Raw genomic sequence first — 19480 nt, forward strand, 5'->3', positions numbered from 1 at the left:
AGAAAATGTTCAATCTTATAAAAAGATAGAAAACTCTCACCTGCATTTTAGAAAAACGTGCATCTTTTAAAGTGCTATGAATATTTCAGGTTATAGTTTCTTCAAAAAAAATAGGGGTGAAGACTAGTGAAATTATTTGGTGTAGATGTAGGAGGAACTTTCACAGATGTAATTTTCAATGACACAGATAAACAAACTACAGTGATTCATAAAGTTCCAACTACGTTGGAAGATCCGTCGACAGGAGTGGTTCAAGGTATTCTTGATCTATGTGAACGCTATTTTATCGACAAAGCTGAAATTAATCATGTGTTTCATGGGACGACTATTGCAACTAATGCTGTACTAGAATACGATGGGGCTAAAACAGGGATGATTACGACCAAAGGATATAGAGATATTATTCATATAGGTAGGCACCAACGCCCCCAAAATTATTCCATTATGCAGGAAATCCCATGGCAAGATAAGCCCTTGGTACAGCGAAGACATAGGGTGGCGATAGCTGAAAGAATGGGGCCAACTAAGAACGAAGTCATAGTTGCATTAGAGGAAGAAGAAGTACGGAAAGCTGTTAATGATTTAAAAGAAAATGGAGTAGATTCGATTATTGTTAATTTTCTATTTTCCTATATTAACCCTCAGCATGAGCGAAGAGTAAAAGAAATAATTAAGGAGGAATATCCAGAAGCATTTATAACGATATCTTCTGATGTTTCCCCTCAGTTTCGAGAATTTGAACGGTTTACAACTTCCTCTCTGAATGGCTTTATTGGTCCAAAAGTAAAGAATTATATTCAGAATCTAGAAGTACGATTAAAAGAATCTGGCATACCAGCTGAGCTACATATTATGTGTTCAAATGGCGGTGTCGCAACCCCTCATACAGTTTCAGAAAAACCTGTAAATACTTTATTATCCGGCCCAGCAGCTGGAATCTTAGGAGGAGTATGGTCAGGGCAGGTAACGAAAAGAAATAAAATAATTACTTTTGATGTAGGAGGCACAAGTGCTGATATAGGCATCATTAAAGATAATACGTATAGCGAATCATCGGCACGAGATACTTGGATTGCAGGGTATCCGGTGATGGTTCCAATGATTGATATACACACGATTGGAGCTGGTGGAGGAAGTATTGCGTTTATTGATGAAGGTGGTGCATTTAAAGTTGGACCCCGGAGTGCAGGCTCACGTCCAGGACCAGCATGTTATGGTCATGGAGGAATAAAGCCAACTGTTAGTGATGCCAATGTTGTTTTAGGAAGAATAGATGAGGAGAATTTTCTCGGCGGTGAAATGCCAATTTATAAAAATGCTGCATATCAAGTAATTGATGAGTTGGCAGTAAAACTTCATTTAAGTAGAGAACGCACAGCCGAAGGAATTCTTCAAATAATGAATAACAATATGGCTAATGCTATTCGAGAAAAAACGGTCCAAAAAGGGGAAGACCCAAGAGAGTTTTCTTTAGTGGCATTTGGGGGAGCAGGCCCTCTTCATGCAGTAGATGTTGCCAAAATTTTAAATATACCAGAAGTGATTGTTCCGCTATATCCAGGAATTAACTCAGCAACTGGTTTATTAACAACGGATTTAAAATATGACGTTATTAAAACAGAATTTATGCTGAGCTCAGAGGTAGATTATTCAGTTCTTAATCAAGATTTTGGTTCACTAGAGCAAGAATTAACAAGAAGATTAATAGAAGATGGAGTTTCGGAAAATCAAATTACGATTTCACGGAGTGTTGACTGCCGTTATGTTGGTCAAGGATATGAACTTCGAGTTGAATTCCCTATTGGTTTAATAGATGAGCAAACAATTGAAACAGTGATAAAGGAGTTTCATAGAAATCATAAATTAGAATATGGCCATAGCTTCCTTGATATCCCAATTGAAATTGTCAATATTCGCGTGACTGGGTTTGGTTCCATGCCTAAGATTAAAAAACAAAAAATAGACCATCTTTATACATTAGATGATGCGCTTCTAAAAATAGGTGAAACGATTTTTAATATCGATGGAAAATTGGAAAAAGTAGAAACCAAATTTTATCAACGAGACCAAATACCTATTGGAGTAGAATTTCAAGGACCATGTATTGTTTTACAAAAGGATACGACAACAGTTATTCCTCCGAATTGCACAGCGGTTATTGAAGAATTTGGAAATATGATTATTAAGGTGGGTGTTTAAATTATGCAGGATGCGAAAATAGTGGTAAAAAAAATAGATCCAATAACAGTGCAAGTTGTACTAGGTGCTTTAGAAAATGTTGCTGTTGAGATGGGACATAAGCTTGCTCGTATGTCCTATTCCAGTATCATCAGAGAGTCAGAAGATTTTGGATGTGCTTTAGTTGATATTCATGGCAATCAATTATGTGAATCATCTCATAGTACCCCTCTTCAATCTGGTCCAATTCCAGGTTATGTGAAAGGAATTCGAGAAATTATGGAAGAAAGAGATGATACCTTCAGCAGTGGAGATATCATTATGCATAATTCACCTTATCATGGAGCTTCTCATGGACCAGATATTGGGATTTGTATTCCTGTTTTCTATCAAGAAGAACTTATAGGATTTTCAGTTACAACAGCACATCATTTAGATATAGGGGCTTCCACTCCAGGTAGCTGTGGAATTGTCGATGCGGTTGACGCATATGCCGAAGGATTGCAATTTAAAGCAATCAAAGTATACGAAAAAGGTATTAAAAATCGGTATGTTTGGGATATGTTAATGGATAATATTCGTGCACCAAAGATGGTTGTAGGAGACATAGAAGCTCAGATAGCCTCTGCAAAAATAGGAGCAGCAAGATATGTTGAATTGATAGAGAAATTTGGGGAAGAAACCATTTATGCAGCAAGTGATGAATTAATGAATTATTCAGAAAATATGATGAGAGATGCAATTTCTAAATTACCAGATGGCGAATACAAAGCAGAAGGTTTTTTAGATGGATATTTGGATAGTAGTGATCTGGACAAAAAAGATTTAAAAATATGTGTAAACGTAAAGGTAAGTGGTAGTGAATTAACAGTTGATCTAACAGGAACTTCTCCTCAAGTGGCAGACCGACCAATCAATATGCCTTTAGTAGGAACAGTCGATATCGCTGTTTATTTAACATTACGATCCATTTTATTGGATTCAACTATTTATGGTAATTTTTCGCAAAATTCTGGATTATCTAGACCGATTAAGATAATTGCACCAAAAGGTACATTATGTAATCCAATTTTTCCAGCTCCAACAATTGCTCGTTTTACTTCAGGAAATATGATAGCAGATACTTTAATGAAAGCATTAGCACAAATTGTCCCCCAACAAGTTAGTGCAGGTATTGGAAATCTTCAGGTAGTTGCCTTTAGTGGGATAGCTAATGAGGATAACTATTGGGTTTATATGGACATTATGGAAGGAAGCTATGGTGGGCGTTATGGTAAAGATGGAATGGACGCTGTAGATACTTTATATGCAAATACGAGAAATAATCCAATTGAAGATATTGAAACCCATTATCCTTTAAGAGTTAATCGCTACGAATTAAGAGACACAGGATGTGCTCCAGGAAAATGGAGAGGTGGAATTGGGTCAATCCGTGAAATCACATTTCTTGAAGATGGAAGTTTCTCTGTTGAAGCAGATGGACATAAATTTGCTCCGTGGGGTTTTAACGGAGGAGAGGATGGAAGCGTTGGCGGATTATCTATTAAAGATTCAGCGGATAACACGATAAAGTTACCTTCAAAATTGCCGAATCGTTCTGCGAAGGCCGGAAGTACTATTCAATTAGTAGGTCCATGTGGAGGTGGATACGGTAATCCGGTAGAAAGGGATCCAGAAAAAGTGCTAGCAGATTTTCTAGACGGATATATAAGTGCTGATGTGGTCCTAGAAGAATACAAAGTCTACATTACCGAATCAAATACAGTAGATTATGAAAAGACAATGGCACGAAGAAGGAGAGCGCAATAAATATTACTTTATCTAAAAATGAGGAGTGTAGAAATGCAATCGCTAGCTTATGTGAATGCTAACAGAATCTATTCAAGAATTATGGAACTAGGAGAAATAGGCAAGACGAATCAGAATGGAGTACAAAGATTGGCGTTGAGTAAGGAGGAAAAAGAAGCACAAATGCTTGTGAAAAAATGGATGGAGGAGGCAGGTCTTACTGTTTATCATGATCATTTTGGAAACTTTATTGGTCGGAAAGAAGGAGGAAATCCAGATCTCCCTATTGTCATGATAGGTTCTCATATTGATTCAGTAAGAAACGGAGGAAAGTATGACGGAATTATTGGGGTATTGGCGGGGATAGAAATTGCCCAATATATTCATTCAAATAACATCTCTCATGACCATTCAATAGAAGTAGTGGCCTTTTGCGAAGAGGAAGGTTCTCAATTTAATGATGGCTTATTTGGAAGTCGTGGAATGGTTGGAAAGGCAACAGAAGAAGATTTTCAAAAAACAAATGATCATCAAAAAACTAGATATGATGCTTTAAAAGACTTTGGATTTGGAATTGATCCAGCACGTTATAAAGAATCGATTCGAAAGGTCGAAGATTTAAAGCTGTATTTAGAAATGCATATTGAGCAGGGCCCCTACCTAGATGTTCATAATTATCCAGTGGGCATTGTAAAAGGAATAGCAGGTTTGTCTTGGTACACGATTCTTATTGAAGGAACCCCTGGGCATGCAGGAACAGTACCGATGAATTTACGGAATGACCCAATGACAGGAGCAGCTAAAGTTATTCAAGCAATAAATGAAATTTGTCGAAGCCAGCGGGAACAGCAAACAGTTGGAACTATTGGAATTATCCAATCCTTCCCTGGAGGAAGTAATATTATTCCAAAAGCAGTCCAGTTTTCATTGGATTTGCGGGATATTAATCTTACTAGAAAAAAGAAAGTATTTGCTGATATTGAGAAAAAGTTACAAGTGATATGTCAGGAATATGGGTTAACTTATAAAGTCAAAACTAATATTGAAATTGATCCTGTAGCTTGTTCAGAAGAAATTATTGAAGTATTTAATACGATTGGAAAAACCCTTGCTATGGATATACCTCTTATGGTAAGCGGTGCTGGTCATGATGCCATGTTAATGTCTGAGATAACGGATATAGGAATGATTTTTGTTAGATGTAAAAAGGGAATTAGCCATCAGCCTGAGGAAAGTGCAACAAAAGAAGATATTGCAATTGGAACAGAAATAATGCTAAAAGCAGTATTGCAATACATTTAAGCAATGAAAAATTGGGTGGAGACCTCTCTCCCCCTCTTTGTAAATATATGAAAGATGGTGAAAACATGGCAAATAATAGTTCCAGTCTTACACAAAGTTCCAGAAGAGAATCACTAAATCCTATTCCAAATGATAAAAGAATGTTTGGGTTATCTACTTATATAATGATGTGGATTTCCTCAATGGTAGTTATTCAAATTTTTATGGTAGGTCAATCATTCCTACCGCCAGTTGGCAGTCTGAATTTATTTCAGGCTGGAGTAGTCACAGTTATATCCGCATTTTTCCTTTGGATTGTCTTTGTTTTAAATTCTAAACCAGGATTGAAATATGGAATTCCTTTTATTGTTCAGGCGAGGTCAGCATTTGGTTATAACGGTGCTAGAATCGCTTCTCTCATTCGAGTTTTACCTGCAGTATTTTGGTACGGAATTGGTTCATGGATTGGTGCAAGTGCTACGAATTATATAACGGACTTGATATGGGGTTACAGCAATATATGGTTATATTTCATTTTTTTTCAAATTATGCAAACGATTATAGCTTTTTCGGGTATGAATTCCATTAAATGGTTTGATTCTATCCTATCATTTGTTGTACTCGGTTTTCTAATTTATATTGTTATTCAGCTTATAAAAGTTGGAGGATTAAACATGCAAAATAGTTGGGAAAATAATGCTGGTTCTTGGGGAATGCCGTTTTTTGCCGCAATTACTGCGTCAGTGGGAGTACTGATTACAGCAGCTATTAACAATGGGGACCTAAGCAGATATCTTGAAAATAAGTCGAAAAATAACCTAATTGGCCATTTTTTTGGAATAGTTCCCATGTTTATTATAATGATGTTCATTGGAATATTAGCTGCTGCTGCAACAGGAATCTGGGATCCAATTCAAGCGATTGTATCGGTTATTCCAAATCCAATTGTAGCGGTCGCTATGATGGTATTTATTATTATAGCTCAGTTTACAACCAATCTAACGATAAATATCAAACCCCCAGCACTTGTAATCATGGAAATATTTAATATGAGGTGGGGGACAGCGGTAATTTTAGTGGGATTATTAAGTATTGCAACTTTCCCATGGATTTTAGTCTCAAGCTCATCCTTTAATACTTTTATTGCGTTTTATTCCGCTTTTTTAGGACCGTTACTCGGCATTCTCCTAACAGATTACTATATTGTTCATAATCAAAATTATCGCATTGATGATTTATATAAAAAAGATCAAAAGTACAATTGGTTAGGAATTGGTTCCATGCTAATTGGCGGAGTAATTGGAATCTGTTTCCTTTCCATAGCATGGATGGTAAGCATGCCTCTTAGTGCAATTCTTTATTGGGCAGGAACAAGATATATTCCAGGATATAAGATACAACCAAATTCTACTTCTATAGAGAAGGTATAAGGAGATTTTAATGAATAAATGATATAAAGAGCGCATTAAATAAAAAGAGCCTTCAGAGGTATAATCTGAGGGTTCTTTTTATTTAATTTATTAACCTCTCGTGTTTCTCAATGAAGTCACCCCAAAAAAATAAGACAAATTAAATATATCCCCCAAAATTAGTATAATCTCTATAGAATGTATGGATGAAAATATCGCTTACATTTGTTATGGTAAGAATGTAAAGAAAGCGTTTTCTTTGTGATTAGGAAAAGGAGGAGGATAAGAAAGTCCTATTTTTTATTTTATCTGAATGAAAGCCTTTATTAATTTTATTATCTGAAATTTTATATGGGGGTGTAAAAATGAAGAAGATAATATCCGTTTTATCTGTATTTTTAATAGGTTTATTAGTGCTCTCAGGATGCGAATCTGATAAAGAAACATCATCTAATGTGGACGAAAATGGAATAAAGACCTTTACTGCATTTATGGCTGTTCCTGGTAAGGAATTGCCTGATGATAATAGAATGATGAATAAAATTGCTGAAAAAATAGGAGCAAAGGCAGATGTTACCTGGTTAACAGGACAAACAGCTTCTGAACGAATCGGTGTAATGATTGCAGGAGGAGAATATCCTGATTTCATTGATGGTTCAGATGGAACAGCCGCGTTAATTAATGCTGGTGCATTAATTCCATTAGAAGACTATCTAGACGATTATCCAAATATTAAAAATTTGTATACAGATGCTCAATGGAATCAAATTAGAAATGAAGATGGTCATATCTACATTATTCCTCAATTCGGTATCGTCAAAGGGGAAAATATGGCTGTACAACATAATGATGAAGCATTTTGGATCCAAAAACGCATTTTGGAATGGGCTGATTATCCAGAAATAACCACTTTAGATGAATATTTTGACCTTATTGAAAGCTATTTGAAAGAAAATCCTACTTTGGATGATGGACAGAAGAATATTGGCTTTTCTATTTTGTCTGATGATTGGAGATATTTCTGTTTAGAAAACCCACCGCAATTTTTAGCTGGATATCCGAATGATGGAGCTGCCGTTATTGATCCTGTAACAAAGGAAGCAAAAGTTTATGATAAGATCCCTGAAGCAAAAGAATATTACAAAATACTTAGTGAGAAATTTGCGAATGGAATAATTGATCCAGAGACTTTTACGATGTCTTATGACCAATATATTGCAAAAATTTCTTCTGGGCGTGTATTGGGAATGGTTGATCAACATTGGCAATTCCAGGATGCTGAAAATTCACTTAAGTCACAAGGGTTAGAGGATCTTACTTATGTTCCCCTTGATTTAGTTTTAGATGAAAGTGTTACACCACAATATTTTAGCCCACCAACATTAAATGTTGCAAATGGTCTTGGTATTAGCATTAGTAATAAGGATGTGGAAGGCTCGCTGAAGTTCTTAAATGACTTACTTGATCCAGAGGTAATGGTTATGAGAACTTGGGGAGACGAAGGTGTTGATTATGAAGTAGATGATAAAGGAGTATTCTATCGTACAGAAGAGCAACGTAATAACGCAAAAGATCAGAATTATGTAACAAATAATTTTTCTGATTATAATTATTTCCCAACTTACGGTGGAATGATGGAAGACGGAATCAATGCTGTTTCGCCTGGGGAGCAACCAGATGAATTCTATGCCACTTTATCTGATTTGGATAGAAAGATTCTAGATGCTTATGGCTATAAAAAATGGACGGATTTCTTAACACCAGTGGAGGAAAATGCACCTTGGTATCCGATCTATTCAGCAACTAATGGTTGGACTGCAAGCACACCAGAAGGAATTTCAAAAGAAAAAATGACGGAAGTAAAGCAACAGTGGTTACCGAAAGTTATTATGACATCACCAGATAAGTTTGAAAGTGCATGGAATGATTATATGGATGCTTATGATTCTCAAGTAGATGTTAAGGCATATGAAGATGCCTTAACGAAGGAAGTACAGCGAAGAATCGAAGTGGCTGAATCTACTAATTAAGAAATAAAAATATTAGATAACGAATTATTTGGGGATACGGCCTAGAATTTAGGGCGTTTTCCCAAATAATTCGTTTTAATGAAAGGTGTGTGTTAACGTTGCAGCAGGAGAAACCGGTGATGTTAGAATCTGTCGTTCAGCCATCTCCCAAAAAGGTAAGTTCATTAAAAAAACTATTTAAGAAATGTCGAGAACAAAAGGAATTAGTGTTACTGTCTATCCCTTTTGTTATTTATGCATTAATTTTTTATTACGCCCCCCTCAGTGGTTGGTTAATGGCTTTTCAAAATTATCGGCCAGGAAGAGGGATATTGGATCAAGAATGGGTGGGGTTAAGCAACTTTAAATTTCTTTTTTCCGATCCAACATTCATTCATGTAGTTCGTAATACGTTAGCAATGAGTATTATAAACCTTGTGCTAGGATTTGTTTTTTCAATTGGATTTGCCATTCTATTAAATGAAGTAAGAAATAAAACGGTCAAAAAGTTTATGCAAACCGTGTCATATCTTCCTCACTTTTTATCCTGGATTATCGTTACAGGAATTGTAATGGAAGTATTATCTCCTGAAACAGGAATTATCAATCAACTATTATTACTATTTGGAGCTATTGATACACCAATTAACTTTTTTGCAGACCCTAAATACTTCTGGTGGATAGTAGGCTTTGCGAATGTGTGGAAATCAACTGGATGGGGAAGCATCATTTATTTAGCAGCAATGGCATCCATTAATGATGAATTATATGAAGCTGCATCTATTGATGGAGCGAATCGCTTAAGAAAAATTTGGCATGTTACATTGCCAGGTATTAAACCAACTATCTTTATACTCTTATTAATTAATATTGGAAATATATTGAATGCTGGATTTGAAGTTCAATATCTATTAGGAAATGGATTAGTTCAAGGGGTATCGCAAACAATTGATATCTTTGTTTTAAAATATGGAATTAGCTTAAATAACTATTCTTTAGCTACAGCTGCTGGAATATTTAATGGAATAATTAGTCTTACCTTAATCTTTATTGCCAACCATTTAGCGAAAATGGCAGGAGAAGAAAGACTATTTTAAAGGAGGATCGAGAGCGATGAAAAAGGTCTATTATTCTGATGTTCTTTTTGATATACTCAAATGGATTTTTTTACTATTTTTTATTCTTGCAACACTTTACCCAATTTTAAACACGCTAGCAGTGTCCTTTAATGACGGATTAGATTCGATTAAAGGAGGAATTTACCTCTTTCCAAGAGAATTAACACTTGATAACTATATCACTGTATTCCAAAAAGATTCGCTTATTCAAGCTTCTATAATTACTGTTTCCCGAACGGTAATTGCTACCATCGTCCAATTATTTCTAACAGCTCTTTTAGCTTATATTTTAAGTAGAAAGGAATTTGTATTTAGAAAATCTATCACATTGCTTTATATCTTTACCATGTATTTAAATGCAGGTTTGATTCCCAATTATTTATTGATGGGTAAATTAGGATTGTTAAATAGTTTTTGGGTATATATCATCCCAGGAATGATCAGTGCATTTAACATGTTGGTCATCCGTACGTATATTAATGGATTACCAGAGAGTTTGGTAGAATCCGCCAAAATGGATGGGGCATCGCATTTTAGAATATTCATAAGTATTATAATGCCACTGTGTAAACCAGTTTTAGCAACTGTTGCATTATTTATAGCAGTATATCAGTGGAACTCTTGGTTCGATGCCATGTTATATAACGGATTTAATGACAGATTGACCACATTACAATATGAATTAATGAAACTGCTTTCATCTGTGACGAGTCAAGGTGCAAATGTAGATTCTATGAAAAACTCGTCTTCAATGGTTACACCTACATCAATCCGAGCAGCTACAACAATTATTACTGCATTGCCGATTGTCTGTCTTTATCCATTCTTACAAAAGTATTTTATGAGTGGATTAACAATAGGTGGAGTAAAAGAATAATAGTTAAAAATGAAATAGTGGAGGTGACACTACTTGACTATCAGGGAGTGATAGTTCAGTAGATTAGTATGGGAAAAGCGTTTCAAACCGGGGAATATACGAATTTATTTGCAAAATATAGTTATCAGGAACAGGAGATTAATGATCGTTTAGCACTGATTTGGCAAACATTATTTTTTGGAAAAGATGATGAACGTATTTATAATGAGACGGATACCGAGATGGGATACGTTGTGGACACAGGAAATAATGATGTTAGAACAGAAGGTATGTCCTATGCCATGATGCTAAGTGTGCAATTAGATCAAAAGGAAGTATTTGATCGATTATGGAAATGGACGAAAACGTATATGTGGATGGATTCGGGAGTTCATGCAAACTATTTTGCTTGGTCTGTTTCACCCGAAGGAGTAAAAAATGCTTACGGTCCAGCTCCAGATGGAGAGGAATATTTTGCAATGGCTTTATTCTTTGCTTCCCATCGATGGGGAGATGGCAGAGGAATTTTTCAATACTCCGAGCAAGCCAAAGATATTTTACACCATTGTATTCATATTCATAAAGGAGAAAACAATGATGGTTTTCCTATGTGGAATCCTGAAAATAAACTCATTAAATTTATTCCAGAAGTGGAATACTCTGATCCATCCTATCATTTGCCTCACTTTTACGAACTCTTTTCCATCTGGGCAAATGATGAGGACCGCGACTTTTGGAAGGAAGCTGCTGAAGCTAGTAGAAGCTATTTATTAAAGGCGTGCCATCCTGCCACAGGTCTTACAGCAGAGTATGCTGATTATGATGGGAATCCTTATTATGACAGTGAGCATTTTCATTTTTACAGCGATTCGTATCAAGTGGCGGCTAATATTGGTCTTGATTATGAATGGTTTGGGAAAGAGGAAAAGCTAAGAATTTGTGTGGCAAATATCCAAAAGTTCTTTTGTGAAACAGTTAAAGGAGAAGAAGATTATGTCTACGCCATAGATGGAACAAAAGTAGAGCAGAAGGTGTTACATCCTGTAGGGTTATTGGCAACAAATGCTATGGCTTCACTTGCAACAGAGAGGAAATACGACTATGCAAGAGAACGTGTAGAAAAGCTATGGAACACACCCCTTAGAACAGGAAATCGCAGATATTATGATAACTTTCTTTATAGCTTTGCATTTTTAGCGTTAAGTGGAAATTTTAGAATTTGGTAAATTTATATAATAAGAAGGGATGATTAGTAGTGCAAACTTTTCAGAATCCGATTGTAAAAGGATTTTCGCCAGATCCATCTATTTGTGTTGTTGGAGACGATTATTATTTAGTAACTTCTACATTTTCTTATTTTCCAGGTGTTCCCATCTATCATAGTAAGGATCTTGTTAATTGGGAACTGATTGGAAATATCTTAGAGCGAGAATCAAAGCTTCCTTTAGCAGATGTTACGCATTCTCAAGGTATTTTTGCTCCATCCATCAGATACAATAATGGTACTTTCTATATGATAACCACAAATGTCCCAAAAGGTGGTAACTTTATTGTAACTGCCACTGATCCAAGAGGACCTTGGTCAGATCCATATTATTTAGATGGAGCAGAGGGAATCGATCCAAGTTTGTTTTTTGATACGGATGGAAAGTGCTATTACGTGGGAACTAGACCTAATCCTAAAGGAGTTCGCTACAATGGGGATTGGGAGGTATGGCTACAGGAATTAGATCTATCTTCCATGAAATTAGTAGGAGTCAGTACAAAACTTTGGAAAGGCGCATTGCGGGATGCAATTTGGCCAGAAGGACCTCATTTATATAAAAGGAACGGTTATTATTACTTAATGATTGCAGAAGGCGGCACTGGATTTGATCACTGTGTTACGATTGCAAGAAGTAAGAAAGTTGATGGTCCGTATATAGGGAATCCATGTAATCCAATTCTTACCCATAGGCACCTAGGAAGTAATTATCCTGTAAGGAATGTCGGACATGGCGACTTGGTTGAGGCATCTGATGGAAGCTGGTATATGACTTGTCTTGCTAGTCGTGTTTTTGAAGGATATAGCAATTTAGGAAGAGAAACCTTTTTAGCAGAGGTGATTTGGGAAAAAGATTGGCCAGTAGTTAATCCAGGAGTAGGAAGGCTCGAGCAAGAGCAGGAGCACAAACTTCCACTTTCTCCAGTAGAATCGCTAAATCCACAAATTCAATTGGAACAACCTTTAGATAAGCGACTATTATTTTTAAGAAATCCGAATATGGAAAAGTACGCTTTTGATGAAAGAGATGGCTGGTTAAGAATATATGCTTCACAACATACGATTGCTGATATTGCGTCTCCTTCGTATATAGGTGTTAGACAACAATCAATGTGGTATACGCTTACAACTAAGCTTGATTTTGTCCCGCAGCATAATGGAGATGAAGCTGGGCTTGTGATTCTTCAAAATGATCGTTACTCTATTCGCTTTGTAGCGGGGTTATTTGATGGACAAAGAGAATTAAGAGTCATAACAAATTATGACGGGGAAGATAGGCTGGAGGCACGAGTAGTAGAGGACTCTAATAGTCTAATCTTAAACATTAAAGGTGATTGTCAAAATCTACATTTCTATTATTCTAAGGATGGAAAAGATATAGAAGTGGCAAAAAATATAGACGCACACTTCCTAAGCACGGAGATAGCAGGAGGGTTTGTTGGATGTACCATGGGAGTCTATGTTACTAGTAAAGTGGATGTAACAAACAGTTGTTATGCAGACTTTCAATGGTTGAAGCAAGTAAACATGGAAGCGGAATCACAGGAAACAAAAAAAGGTGAAACTGCATGAATAGATTAATGAATGGAATATACATGAGAAGATTGACGAAGATAGCCAATTTATTATATTTAAGCATTCTTTGGGCAGTTTTCTCCTTACCTATCATTACGATTGGAGCATCAACGGCTGCATTGTATTATGCAGCCCATCATGCTGTTAGAGAGGAAGAGGGATATATATTTCCGCAATTTTGGAAAGCGATGAAAAGTAGCTTTAAACAGGCTACTATTACTTGGTTGTTTTTTGCTACTGCTATTTCTGTGTTTTATTACAATAGCCTATTTTTAGGAGCACAGGCAAATGGCAGTATAGTAGCTATAATAGGGCAAACATTTTTTCTTCTTCTTATTCCATTTTTATGTTGTTGTTTTATCTATGCTATTTCCTATATAGCAAGGTTTCACTCCCCATTAAAAATTGTTTGGAAAAATGCAGCTATATTAGCTATTAGCAATTTGCCTAGATCACTATTTTTTTTAATACTATTTGTGATTTTTATATTTAGTATATGGTTATTACCAATCTTAATTGTAATCCTTCCTGCTTTCTTCGCATATAACGTCGGTCGCTATATGGAAAAAATATTTTCTAGCTATTTGCTAGAGAAATAATAAGAGATTGATGCAAAAAAAAGGTAAAAGAAGTGATGATATAACTGAATATCATGGATTCATAGTAAAGATGATTTTTATTGAAAAATCTCTATATTTTAATGGGAAAAGAATGGTAGAATATAGGTTATAGAAAGCGTTTACAATCAAGATGTAAATATAATAGGTGCTATTGTTCATTATTACTTTTGATTGCAATAGATAGTAGCCTTTTTGCTTTGCATGATGTGTGGAGCTTGGTTTGGAAGGATGGGAAAAGAGCTTGCTTGCTTTGCTACTGAATAACATTAAAATAAGTAAAAAGATGTTTTTAATTTATCTATTAGCTGTCGTTATTCCTATCGTTCTTACCAATTTAATCATTATTCATTCCATTCGAGAAAATGAGAATATCCAACAAAATAAATTAATGGAAATTACGATAGAACGGATGAAATATCATCTTAACGAAAGCCTAAATGAGATTACGGAAGTATCGAATTATATTAGTAGAGACATGAAGATTAATGAATTTCTTCAGAAAAAATATAAGGATAATGTAGATTATTATAGTAACTATATATCTCTTATTCAAGAAAATATAATTAATAGTTTTTATGTATCTCAAGCTTTGGAAAGTATAGAAATATATACTACTAATCCAACTATTGTTAACGGTGGGGTTTTTTGGGATTTGCGAGCGGTCGAGAACACGGATTGGTATAAAATATACAAAGAAAATAACCAAAACATGATTTTATATCCTTATTATGAGGAAAATAAGCAGTTCCCTCCAAAGTTAGAATCAAGTCGAACGATTAGTTTTATTAGAGAATTACCAAATGGGAACAATGGATATAAAAGTATTGTAAAAATAAATATTAATTATTATCGATTATTAGCAAATATCAAAAATGAAGATCTAAGTAATACTATTGTAATAGCCTATAAGGATCAGATTATATTTAGCAATCATGGTTCGGAGAATAAGAATGCAATGTTTCGTCCATTAGAATCAAATGAAAAGCCTGCCTTTAATCTATCCGATTCATTTCTAGCGATTAATGATCGGTGGGATATCTATATATCTAACAATCAAACGAATATTTTTGATTTAATTGAAAACAAGAAAACTGTACTCCTTGTGTTAATCATCTTCAATTTTTTGTTTCCCACACTTATTATTTTGCTCATTAATAAATCGTTTCAAGATAGAATTGCTCTCACGGAACAACACTTATTAAAAGTAGAAAAAGGGATATTCGAAAGAATAAATATCAATGAAGGAAAGGATGAAATAGGTGATTTAATACGGAGTTATAATTTCATGGTGGTGAAGATTGATGAATTATTAGGTGAAGTATATAAGAAAGAAAGAGAACAGCAGAAAATAGAGCTAGCCAAAACGAAAGCGGAGTTGAATGCTCTTCAAAGCCAAGTAAACCCACATTTTCTATATAATACACTAGATAGTATTCGCATGAGGAATTTATTAAATGGTGATAAAGAAAGTGCAACTGTTATTAATGAATTAGCACTCCTTTTTAGAAGAATGACGAAATGGAGCGATTCTTATTTTGTTACTGTAGAGGAAGAAATAGCATATGTACAAAGATACTTGAATATTCAAAAATATCGTTTTGTAGATAGATTGAATTTTTCCATCTATGTGGAAGAAGAGTGTAAGGCGTATTATATTCCAAAGATGCTGATATTAACGTTTGTGGAGAATGCTTGTATTCATGGAATTGAGAAAAAGAAAGATGGCGGGGAAATTAGTATTATCGTCTCTAAACAAGACGAAGCTATTTATATAGAAATTTTAGATAGTGGAATTGGTATGGATGAAAAGAGATTAATGAAAATAAAAGAAAGTCTGGAGAAAAATGATATAACAACATCCAATTGGGAAGAAAGCACAGGGATTTTAAATGCGTATTTACGCTTGAAAATGCATTATCAACAGGAGGTAGAATTAGTAATGGAAAGTCAGATGTATAATGGTACCGAAGTATGTATTAAGCTACCAATTATATAGAAAATCTCTCATAATGAATTGGAAGGTATCGTATTGGGAGCTTCTAGGGATTCATTGTTTCTTTCACAATCCAGTTGGCATGCGAAAGATCATTTTAGGAGGAATGATAATGTTAAAAGTCCTTATTGTTGATGATGAACCATATATTCGAGAAGGAATTAAAGTCATGATTGACTGGGGGAACTACGGTTTTGAAATTTGTTATGAAGCAGGAAATGGAGAAGATGCTCTTCAAATTATTTTAGACCATGAACTTGACATTGTTTTGACTGACATAAAAATGCCTGTTATGAGTGGGCTAGAATTAATTAAACAGGTAAAGAAAAGCGTTGATAAGGAGATACGATTTGTAATCTTAAGTGGATTTTATGAATTTGAATATGCAAAGAAAGCGATTCAATATAAGGTCACAGATTACTTGCTAAAGCCAATACAGGAAAAAGAGTTAATTGATTTACTAGAAACGATTAATAAAGGATTTATGTTACTAAAGAGAAAAGAAAAAGAGGAAGAGAAAAAGAATAAAGCAATTGTTGATTATCATATGAAAAATATCTTATATGATAAATTTACATCAAAGGATATTGAATTTATCAAGGGTAGACATGGGGAATTTAAAAACTACACCTTTATTAATATGGATGTCGTGCCTGAAAATAAACAGGAACGTGTTACAGTAGAACAAAAAAAGAAATGGAGAGATAGGTTATATAGTGTATTAGAAAATATGGTACAGGAAGAGAATTTTCTTATTCTTTATGATATAGAAAATACAAATATGGAATTCTCGGTAAGCGTTATATGGCAATGCTTACGTTCAGAGGTCTATAGAACGAATTATCTAGCAAAACTTCAAAAAAAATTAATGAGTGAAGTGCCGTTCAAGGTGAAAATATATATTGGAAGTACAGTAGAAAATATAGAAGACATTAACGCTTCCTATAATAATGTAGTTTTAGGAAAAGAATATGAATATTTTTATTGTGCAGATAAAGAAATAATCGATTGCAAGAAATTACCTACCTTTTCTTTAGAGCAATATCACTTGTCCCAAAAATGGATAAATCAATATATTAATAGCATTACTGAAAATAATGAACAAAGAATAAAAAGTGTTATTGAGCAAATATACGATAAATTTCATCAGAAATGTTTACATCCTCAATTGATAAAAAACAATCTAACTCTATTAATTTACCAACTATCAGACTTATGGAATAAGAATAGCAATAAGCATTTTTCTGATGATGAATACTCCCTCTTTATTCATGATCAGAAAAATCTGTTATCAGGGAAAATTTCGATGGATGAGTTTTTAACCTACTCCTTAACTTTTGCCCATTATTTATATAGTATCAAGAATTCCTCTTCTAAAGATATCTTAGTGAAAATCGAACAGGATATTGAAGAGTGTTATATGGAAAAGTTAAGTTTGAGGAAATTAGGAGATAAATATAATATAAACAGTGTATATTTAGGTCAATTATTTAGTAAGAAGTATGGGATAGCGTTTAAAGACTATCTAAATGAATATAGAATAGAAAAGGCATGTCAGCTATTAGAACAAACAGATGATCGGATTTATCAAATAGCAACTAATATAGGCTTCCAAAATCCAGATTACTTTATAAAAAAATTTCTACAAGTTAAGAAGGTAACGCCTCGAAAGTATCGTGTTACGTCTAGAAGTATAAAGGAAGCGTAAAGAATACTATGTATTATTTTAAATCGTAAAAAATCACTACTTTATTGGGCTTATGGCAACAAAGTAGTGATTTTTTTATAGGAGTAATCTAAGCCACCCCTCCTAAACCCACTTCACCACATCATCAAATACCTTCCGTGTTTTCGGATAAGGCTCTTTCCCGCGATAGCCAAATGCTACCATAACAGATATTCCAAAATGCCCGTCTTCTAAAAGCCCTTCTGCATCTAATAATTGATTCATTTTTTCGATATTAAACCCTTCAATTGGACATGAGTCGATACCGATTTGAGCAGCTGCAGTCATCATATTCCCAAGCGCAATATATGTTTGTTTAGAAGCCCAATCGAATAATGCCCGATCTCCGTCTAATAAATGAAAATCATCTTTTTGAAATTCTGCAATTCGTTCAATCATTTTAGGAATTATTTCTGCAGGAAGCTTTGATACATTTGTCAATTGATCTTTTAAATAGGCAGAATCATATACTGTATCTATTTTTGTACGTGCTAATAAGATAACAAACGCACTTGCCGCTGGAATTTTTGTATAGGCACCCCAAGCGGATTGTTTGATTTTGTCTAGTAGTTCCGGTTTCTCAATCACGAGAAACCTCCATGGCTCTGTACCAAATGAGCTTGGGGATAGACGGCCCGTTTCTAAAATAAAATGCATGTCATCTTCTGGTATTTTCTTCGCTGGATCAAACTCCTTTGTGGCATGACGAAAATGATAAGCGCCAAGAATTTCTTGTTTTAACTCTTCTTTATTACGCATTCTAGTGCTCCTTCCAATATACCTACTTTGATTACCTACCCATTCCTCTTTTAAGATAACCAATTTAGGAAAGAGTATATCAAAAGCTAGGAATACTTTCTAAGAATTTGTTTGGTGATTTTTAATAAGAACTTTTCCTATATGTTTGAAAACACTTACTTTTAAAAATAGGTATAGAATCAGTAATTTTTGTATAAAAAGGGAGTAAAAATCACATATTATTTTCTTGACACTTCTAGAATCCCACATTAATATTATGTAGACCAGTTGTTATAATTTTTTAAAAAGAGATGATTCTAAATGAAAAAAGGCAACAATAAAAAAGAAGCAATTCTAACTACTGCAACGAAACTATTTCAGCTGCAAGGATTCCATGCTACAGGACTCAATCAAATTATTGATGAAAGTGGTGCACCAAAAGGATCCTTGTACTATCATTTTCCGAATGGGAAGGAAGAAATAGCTTTAGAGGCAATCAATCGGATGAGAGAGCTAGTAGTGGAAAAAATGAAAGAAGACTTATATGGTGGCGATACACCTGTGTCTGCTTTTCAGCTACATGTCAATGCCATTGCAAATGAATTTGATCAAATGGGCTGTAGCGCACTAGAAGGATTGCAAATTAGTCTGATTGCCTCGGAAACGGCGTTAACTCACGAAACGCTGCGCTTGGCATGTGATGCTACCTTTACTAATTGGCAGGCGCTTTATACAGATAGGTTAGAGGAGTTTGGCTTTGAAAAAGGTCTGGCAAAAGAGCTGGGCATTACGCTAAATGCAATGATAGAAGGCGGATGCATGCTAACATTAACAAATAAGAGTAGTATCCCTCTGCGTTGTATTTCGAATCAAATAGCAGTGCTGTTAAAACAGTAATTTTTTGGATTTAAAGGAGGAAAAGCAA

At 34.6% G+C, this 19480-nt stretch carries 14 protein-coding genes; 13 read left to right on the forward strand and 1 reads right to left on the reverse strand.

The genetic code is table 11. The annotated features are described in order from the left end of the window. Positions 1-126 precede the first annotated feature (126 nt). The 12 genes from ACTNDN_RS17445 (at position 127) to ACTNDN_RS17500 (ending at position 17799) form a co-directional block, all read left to right on the forward strand. Positions 127-2199 (forward strand): hydantoinase/oxoprolinase family protein, encoded by a 2073-nt coding sequence (locus ACTNDN_RS17445; protein ID WP_441131627.1) that lies wholly within the window; start codon positions 127-129, stop codon positions 2197-2199. A gap of 21 nt (positions 2200-2220) precedes the next feature. Continuing rightward, positions 2221-3987: a hydantoinase B/oxoprolinase family protein gene (locus ACTNDN_RS17450; protein WP_441131628.1), complete on the forward strand. Its 1767-nt coding sequence runs from the start codon at positions 2221-2223 to the stop codon at positions 3985-3987. Between the two features lie 33 nt (positions 3988-4020). Beyond that, positions 4021-5268 (forward strand): hydantoinase/carbamoylase family amidase, encoded by a 1248-nt coding sequence (locus ACTNDN_RS17455; RefSeq protein ID WP_441131629.1) that lies wholly within the window; start codon positions 4021-4023, stop codon positions 5266-5268. Positions 5269-5333: 65 nt separating this feature from the next. Continuing rightward, a complete protein-coding gene (locus tag ACTNDN_RS17460; RefSeq protein ID WP_441131630.1) occupies positions 5334-6677 on the forward strand; it encodes an NCS1 family transporter in 1344 nt (447 codons plus the stop codon). A 344-nt stretch (positions 6678-7021) separates the two neighbouring features. After that, on the forward strand, positions 7022-8686 hold the full coding sequence (locus ACTNDN_RS17465; protein ID WP_441131631.1) for a sugar ABC transporter substrate-binding protein: 1665 nt from the start codon (positions 7022-7024) through the stop codon (positions 8684-8686). 119 nt (positions 8687-8805) lie between these two features. Continuing rightward, positions 8806-9762 (forward strand): ABC transporter permease, encoded by a 957-nt coding sequence (locus ACTNDN_RS17470; protein WP_349204981.1) that lies wholly within the window; start codon positions 8806-8808, stop codon positions 9760-9762. Between the two features lie 16 nt (positions 9763-9778). Beyond that, on the forward strand, positions 9779-10660 hold the full coding sequence (locus ACTNDN_RS17475; protein WP_349204980.1) for a carbohydrate ABC transporter permease: 882 nt from the start codon (positions 9779-9781) through the stop codon (positions 10658-10660). A gap of 68 nt (positions 10661-10728) precedes the next feature. Beyond that, positions 10729-11865, forward strand: coding sequence for a glycosyl hydrolase family 8 (locus ACTNDN_RS17480; protein WP_441131632.1), 1137 nt, complete (start codon positions 10729-10731; stop codon positions 11863-11865). Between the two features lie 29 nt (positions 11866-11894). Beyond that, positions 11895-13475 (forward strand): glycoside hydrolase family 43 protein, encoded by a 1581-nt coding sequence (locus ACTNDN_RS17485; protein ID WP_441131633.1) that lies wholly within the window; start codon positions 11895-11897, stop codon positions 13473-13475. Further along, complete coding sequence (locus tag ACTNDN_RS17490) at positions 13472-14077, forward strand: YesL family protein (protein ID WP_441131634.1); 606 nt, start codon at positions 13472-13474, stop codon at positions 14075-14077. Before ACTNDN_RS17485 ends, ACTNDN_RS17490 begins: the two co-directional genes overlap by 4 nt. 241 nt (positions 14078-14318) lie before the next feature. Further along, positions 14319-16094, forward strand: a complete 1776-nt coding sequence (locus ACTNDN_RS17495) for a sensor histidine kinase (protein ID WP_081836622.1) — start codon at positions 14319-14321, stop codon at positions 16092-16094. Positions 16095-16203: 109 nt separating this feature from the next. Then, positions 16204-17799 carry a response regulator transcription factor gene (locus ACTNDN_RS17500; protein ID WP_441131635.1) on the forward strand — a complete coding sequence of 532 codons (1596 nt, stop codon included), beginning with the start codon at positions 16204-16206 and terminating at the stop codon, positions 17797-17799. 102 nt (positions 17800-17901) lie between these two features. On the opposite strand, the gene ACTNDN_RS17505 is transcribed toward ACTNDN_RS17500, so the two are convergent. Next, positions 17902-18576, reverse strand: a complete 675-nt coding sequence (locus ACTNDN_RS17505) for an NAD(P)H-dependent oxidoreductase (protein ID WP_441131636.1) — start codon at positions 18574-18576, stop codon at positions 17902-17904. A gap of 300 nt (positions 18577-18876) precedes the next feature. Between ACTNDN_RS17505 and ACTNDN_RS17510 the strand changes: the two genes are divergently transcribed. Then, positions 18877-19452, forward strand: coding sequence for a TetR/AcrR family transcriptional regulator (locus tag ACTNDN_RS17510; protein ID WP_031537270.1), 576 nt, complete (start codon positions 18877-18879; stop codon positions 19450-19452). Positions 19453-19480 lie beyond the last annotated feature (28 nt).

This window comes from Niallia sp. HCP3S3_B10 (genome assembly GCF_052064465.1).
Classification (GTDB): Bacteria; Bacillota; Bacilli; order Bacillales; family Cytobacillaceae; genus Niallia; species Niallia hominis.

Excerpts from the sequence above, each read along its gene's own strand:
- ACTNDN_RS17455 (WP_441131629.1), top strand. The coding sequence starts at position 4,021 with ATGCAATCGCTAGCTTATGTGAATGCTAACAGAATCTATTCAAGAATT.
- ACTNDN_RS17500 (WP_441131635.1), top strand. The coding sequence starts at position 16,204 with ATGTTAAAAGTCCTTATTGTTGATGATGAACCATATATTCGAGAAGGA.
- ACTNDN_RS17465 (WP_441131631.1), top strand. The coding sequence starts at position 7,022 with ATGAAGAAGATAATATCCGTTTTATCTGTATTTTTAATAGGTTTATTA.
- ACTNDN_RS17460 (WP_441131630.1), top strand. The coding sequence starts at position 5,334 with ATGGCAAATAATAGTTCCAGTCTTACACAAAGTTCCAGAAGAGAATCA.
- ACTNDN_RS17480 (WP_441131632.1), top strand. The coding sequence starts at position 10,729 with ATGGGAAAAGCGTTTCAAACCGGGGAATATACGAATTTATTTGCAAAA.
- ACTNDN_RS17475 (WP_349204980.1), top strand. The coding sequence starts at position 9,779 with ATGAAAAAGGTCTATTATTCTGATGTTCTTTTTGATATACTCAAATGG.
- ACTNDN_RS17505 (WP_441131636.1), bottom strand. The coding sequence starts at position 18,576 with ATGCGTAATAAAGAAGAGTTAAAACAAGAAATTCTTGGCGCTTATCAT.
- ACTNDN_RS17490 (WP_441131634.1), top strand. The coding sequence starts at position 13,472 with ATGAATAGATTAATGAATGGAATATACATGAGAAGATTGACGAAGATA.
- ACTNDN_RS17510 (WP_031537270.1), top strand. The coding sequence starts at position 18,877 with ATGAAAAAAGGCAACAATAAAAAAGAAGCAATTCTAACTACTGCAACG.
- ACTNDN_RS17470 (WP_349204981.1), top strand. The coding sequence starts at position 8,806 with ATGTTAGAATCTGTCGTTCAGCCATCTCCCAAAAAGGTAAGTTCATTA.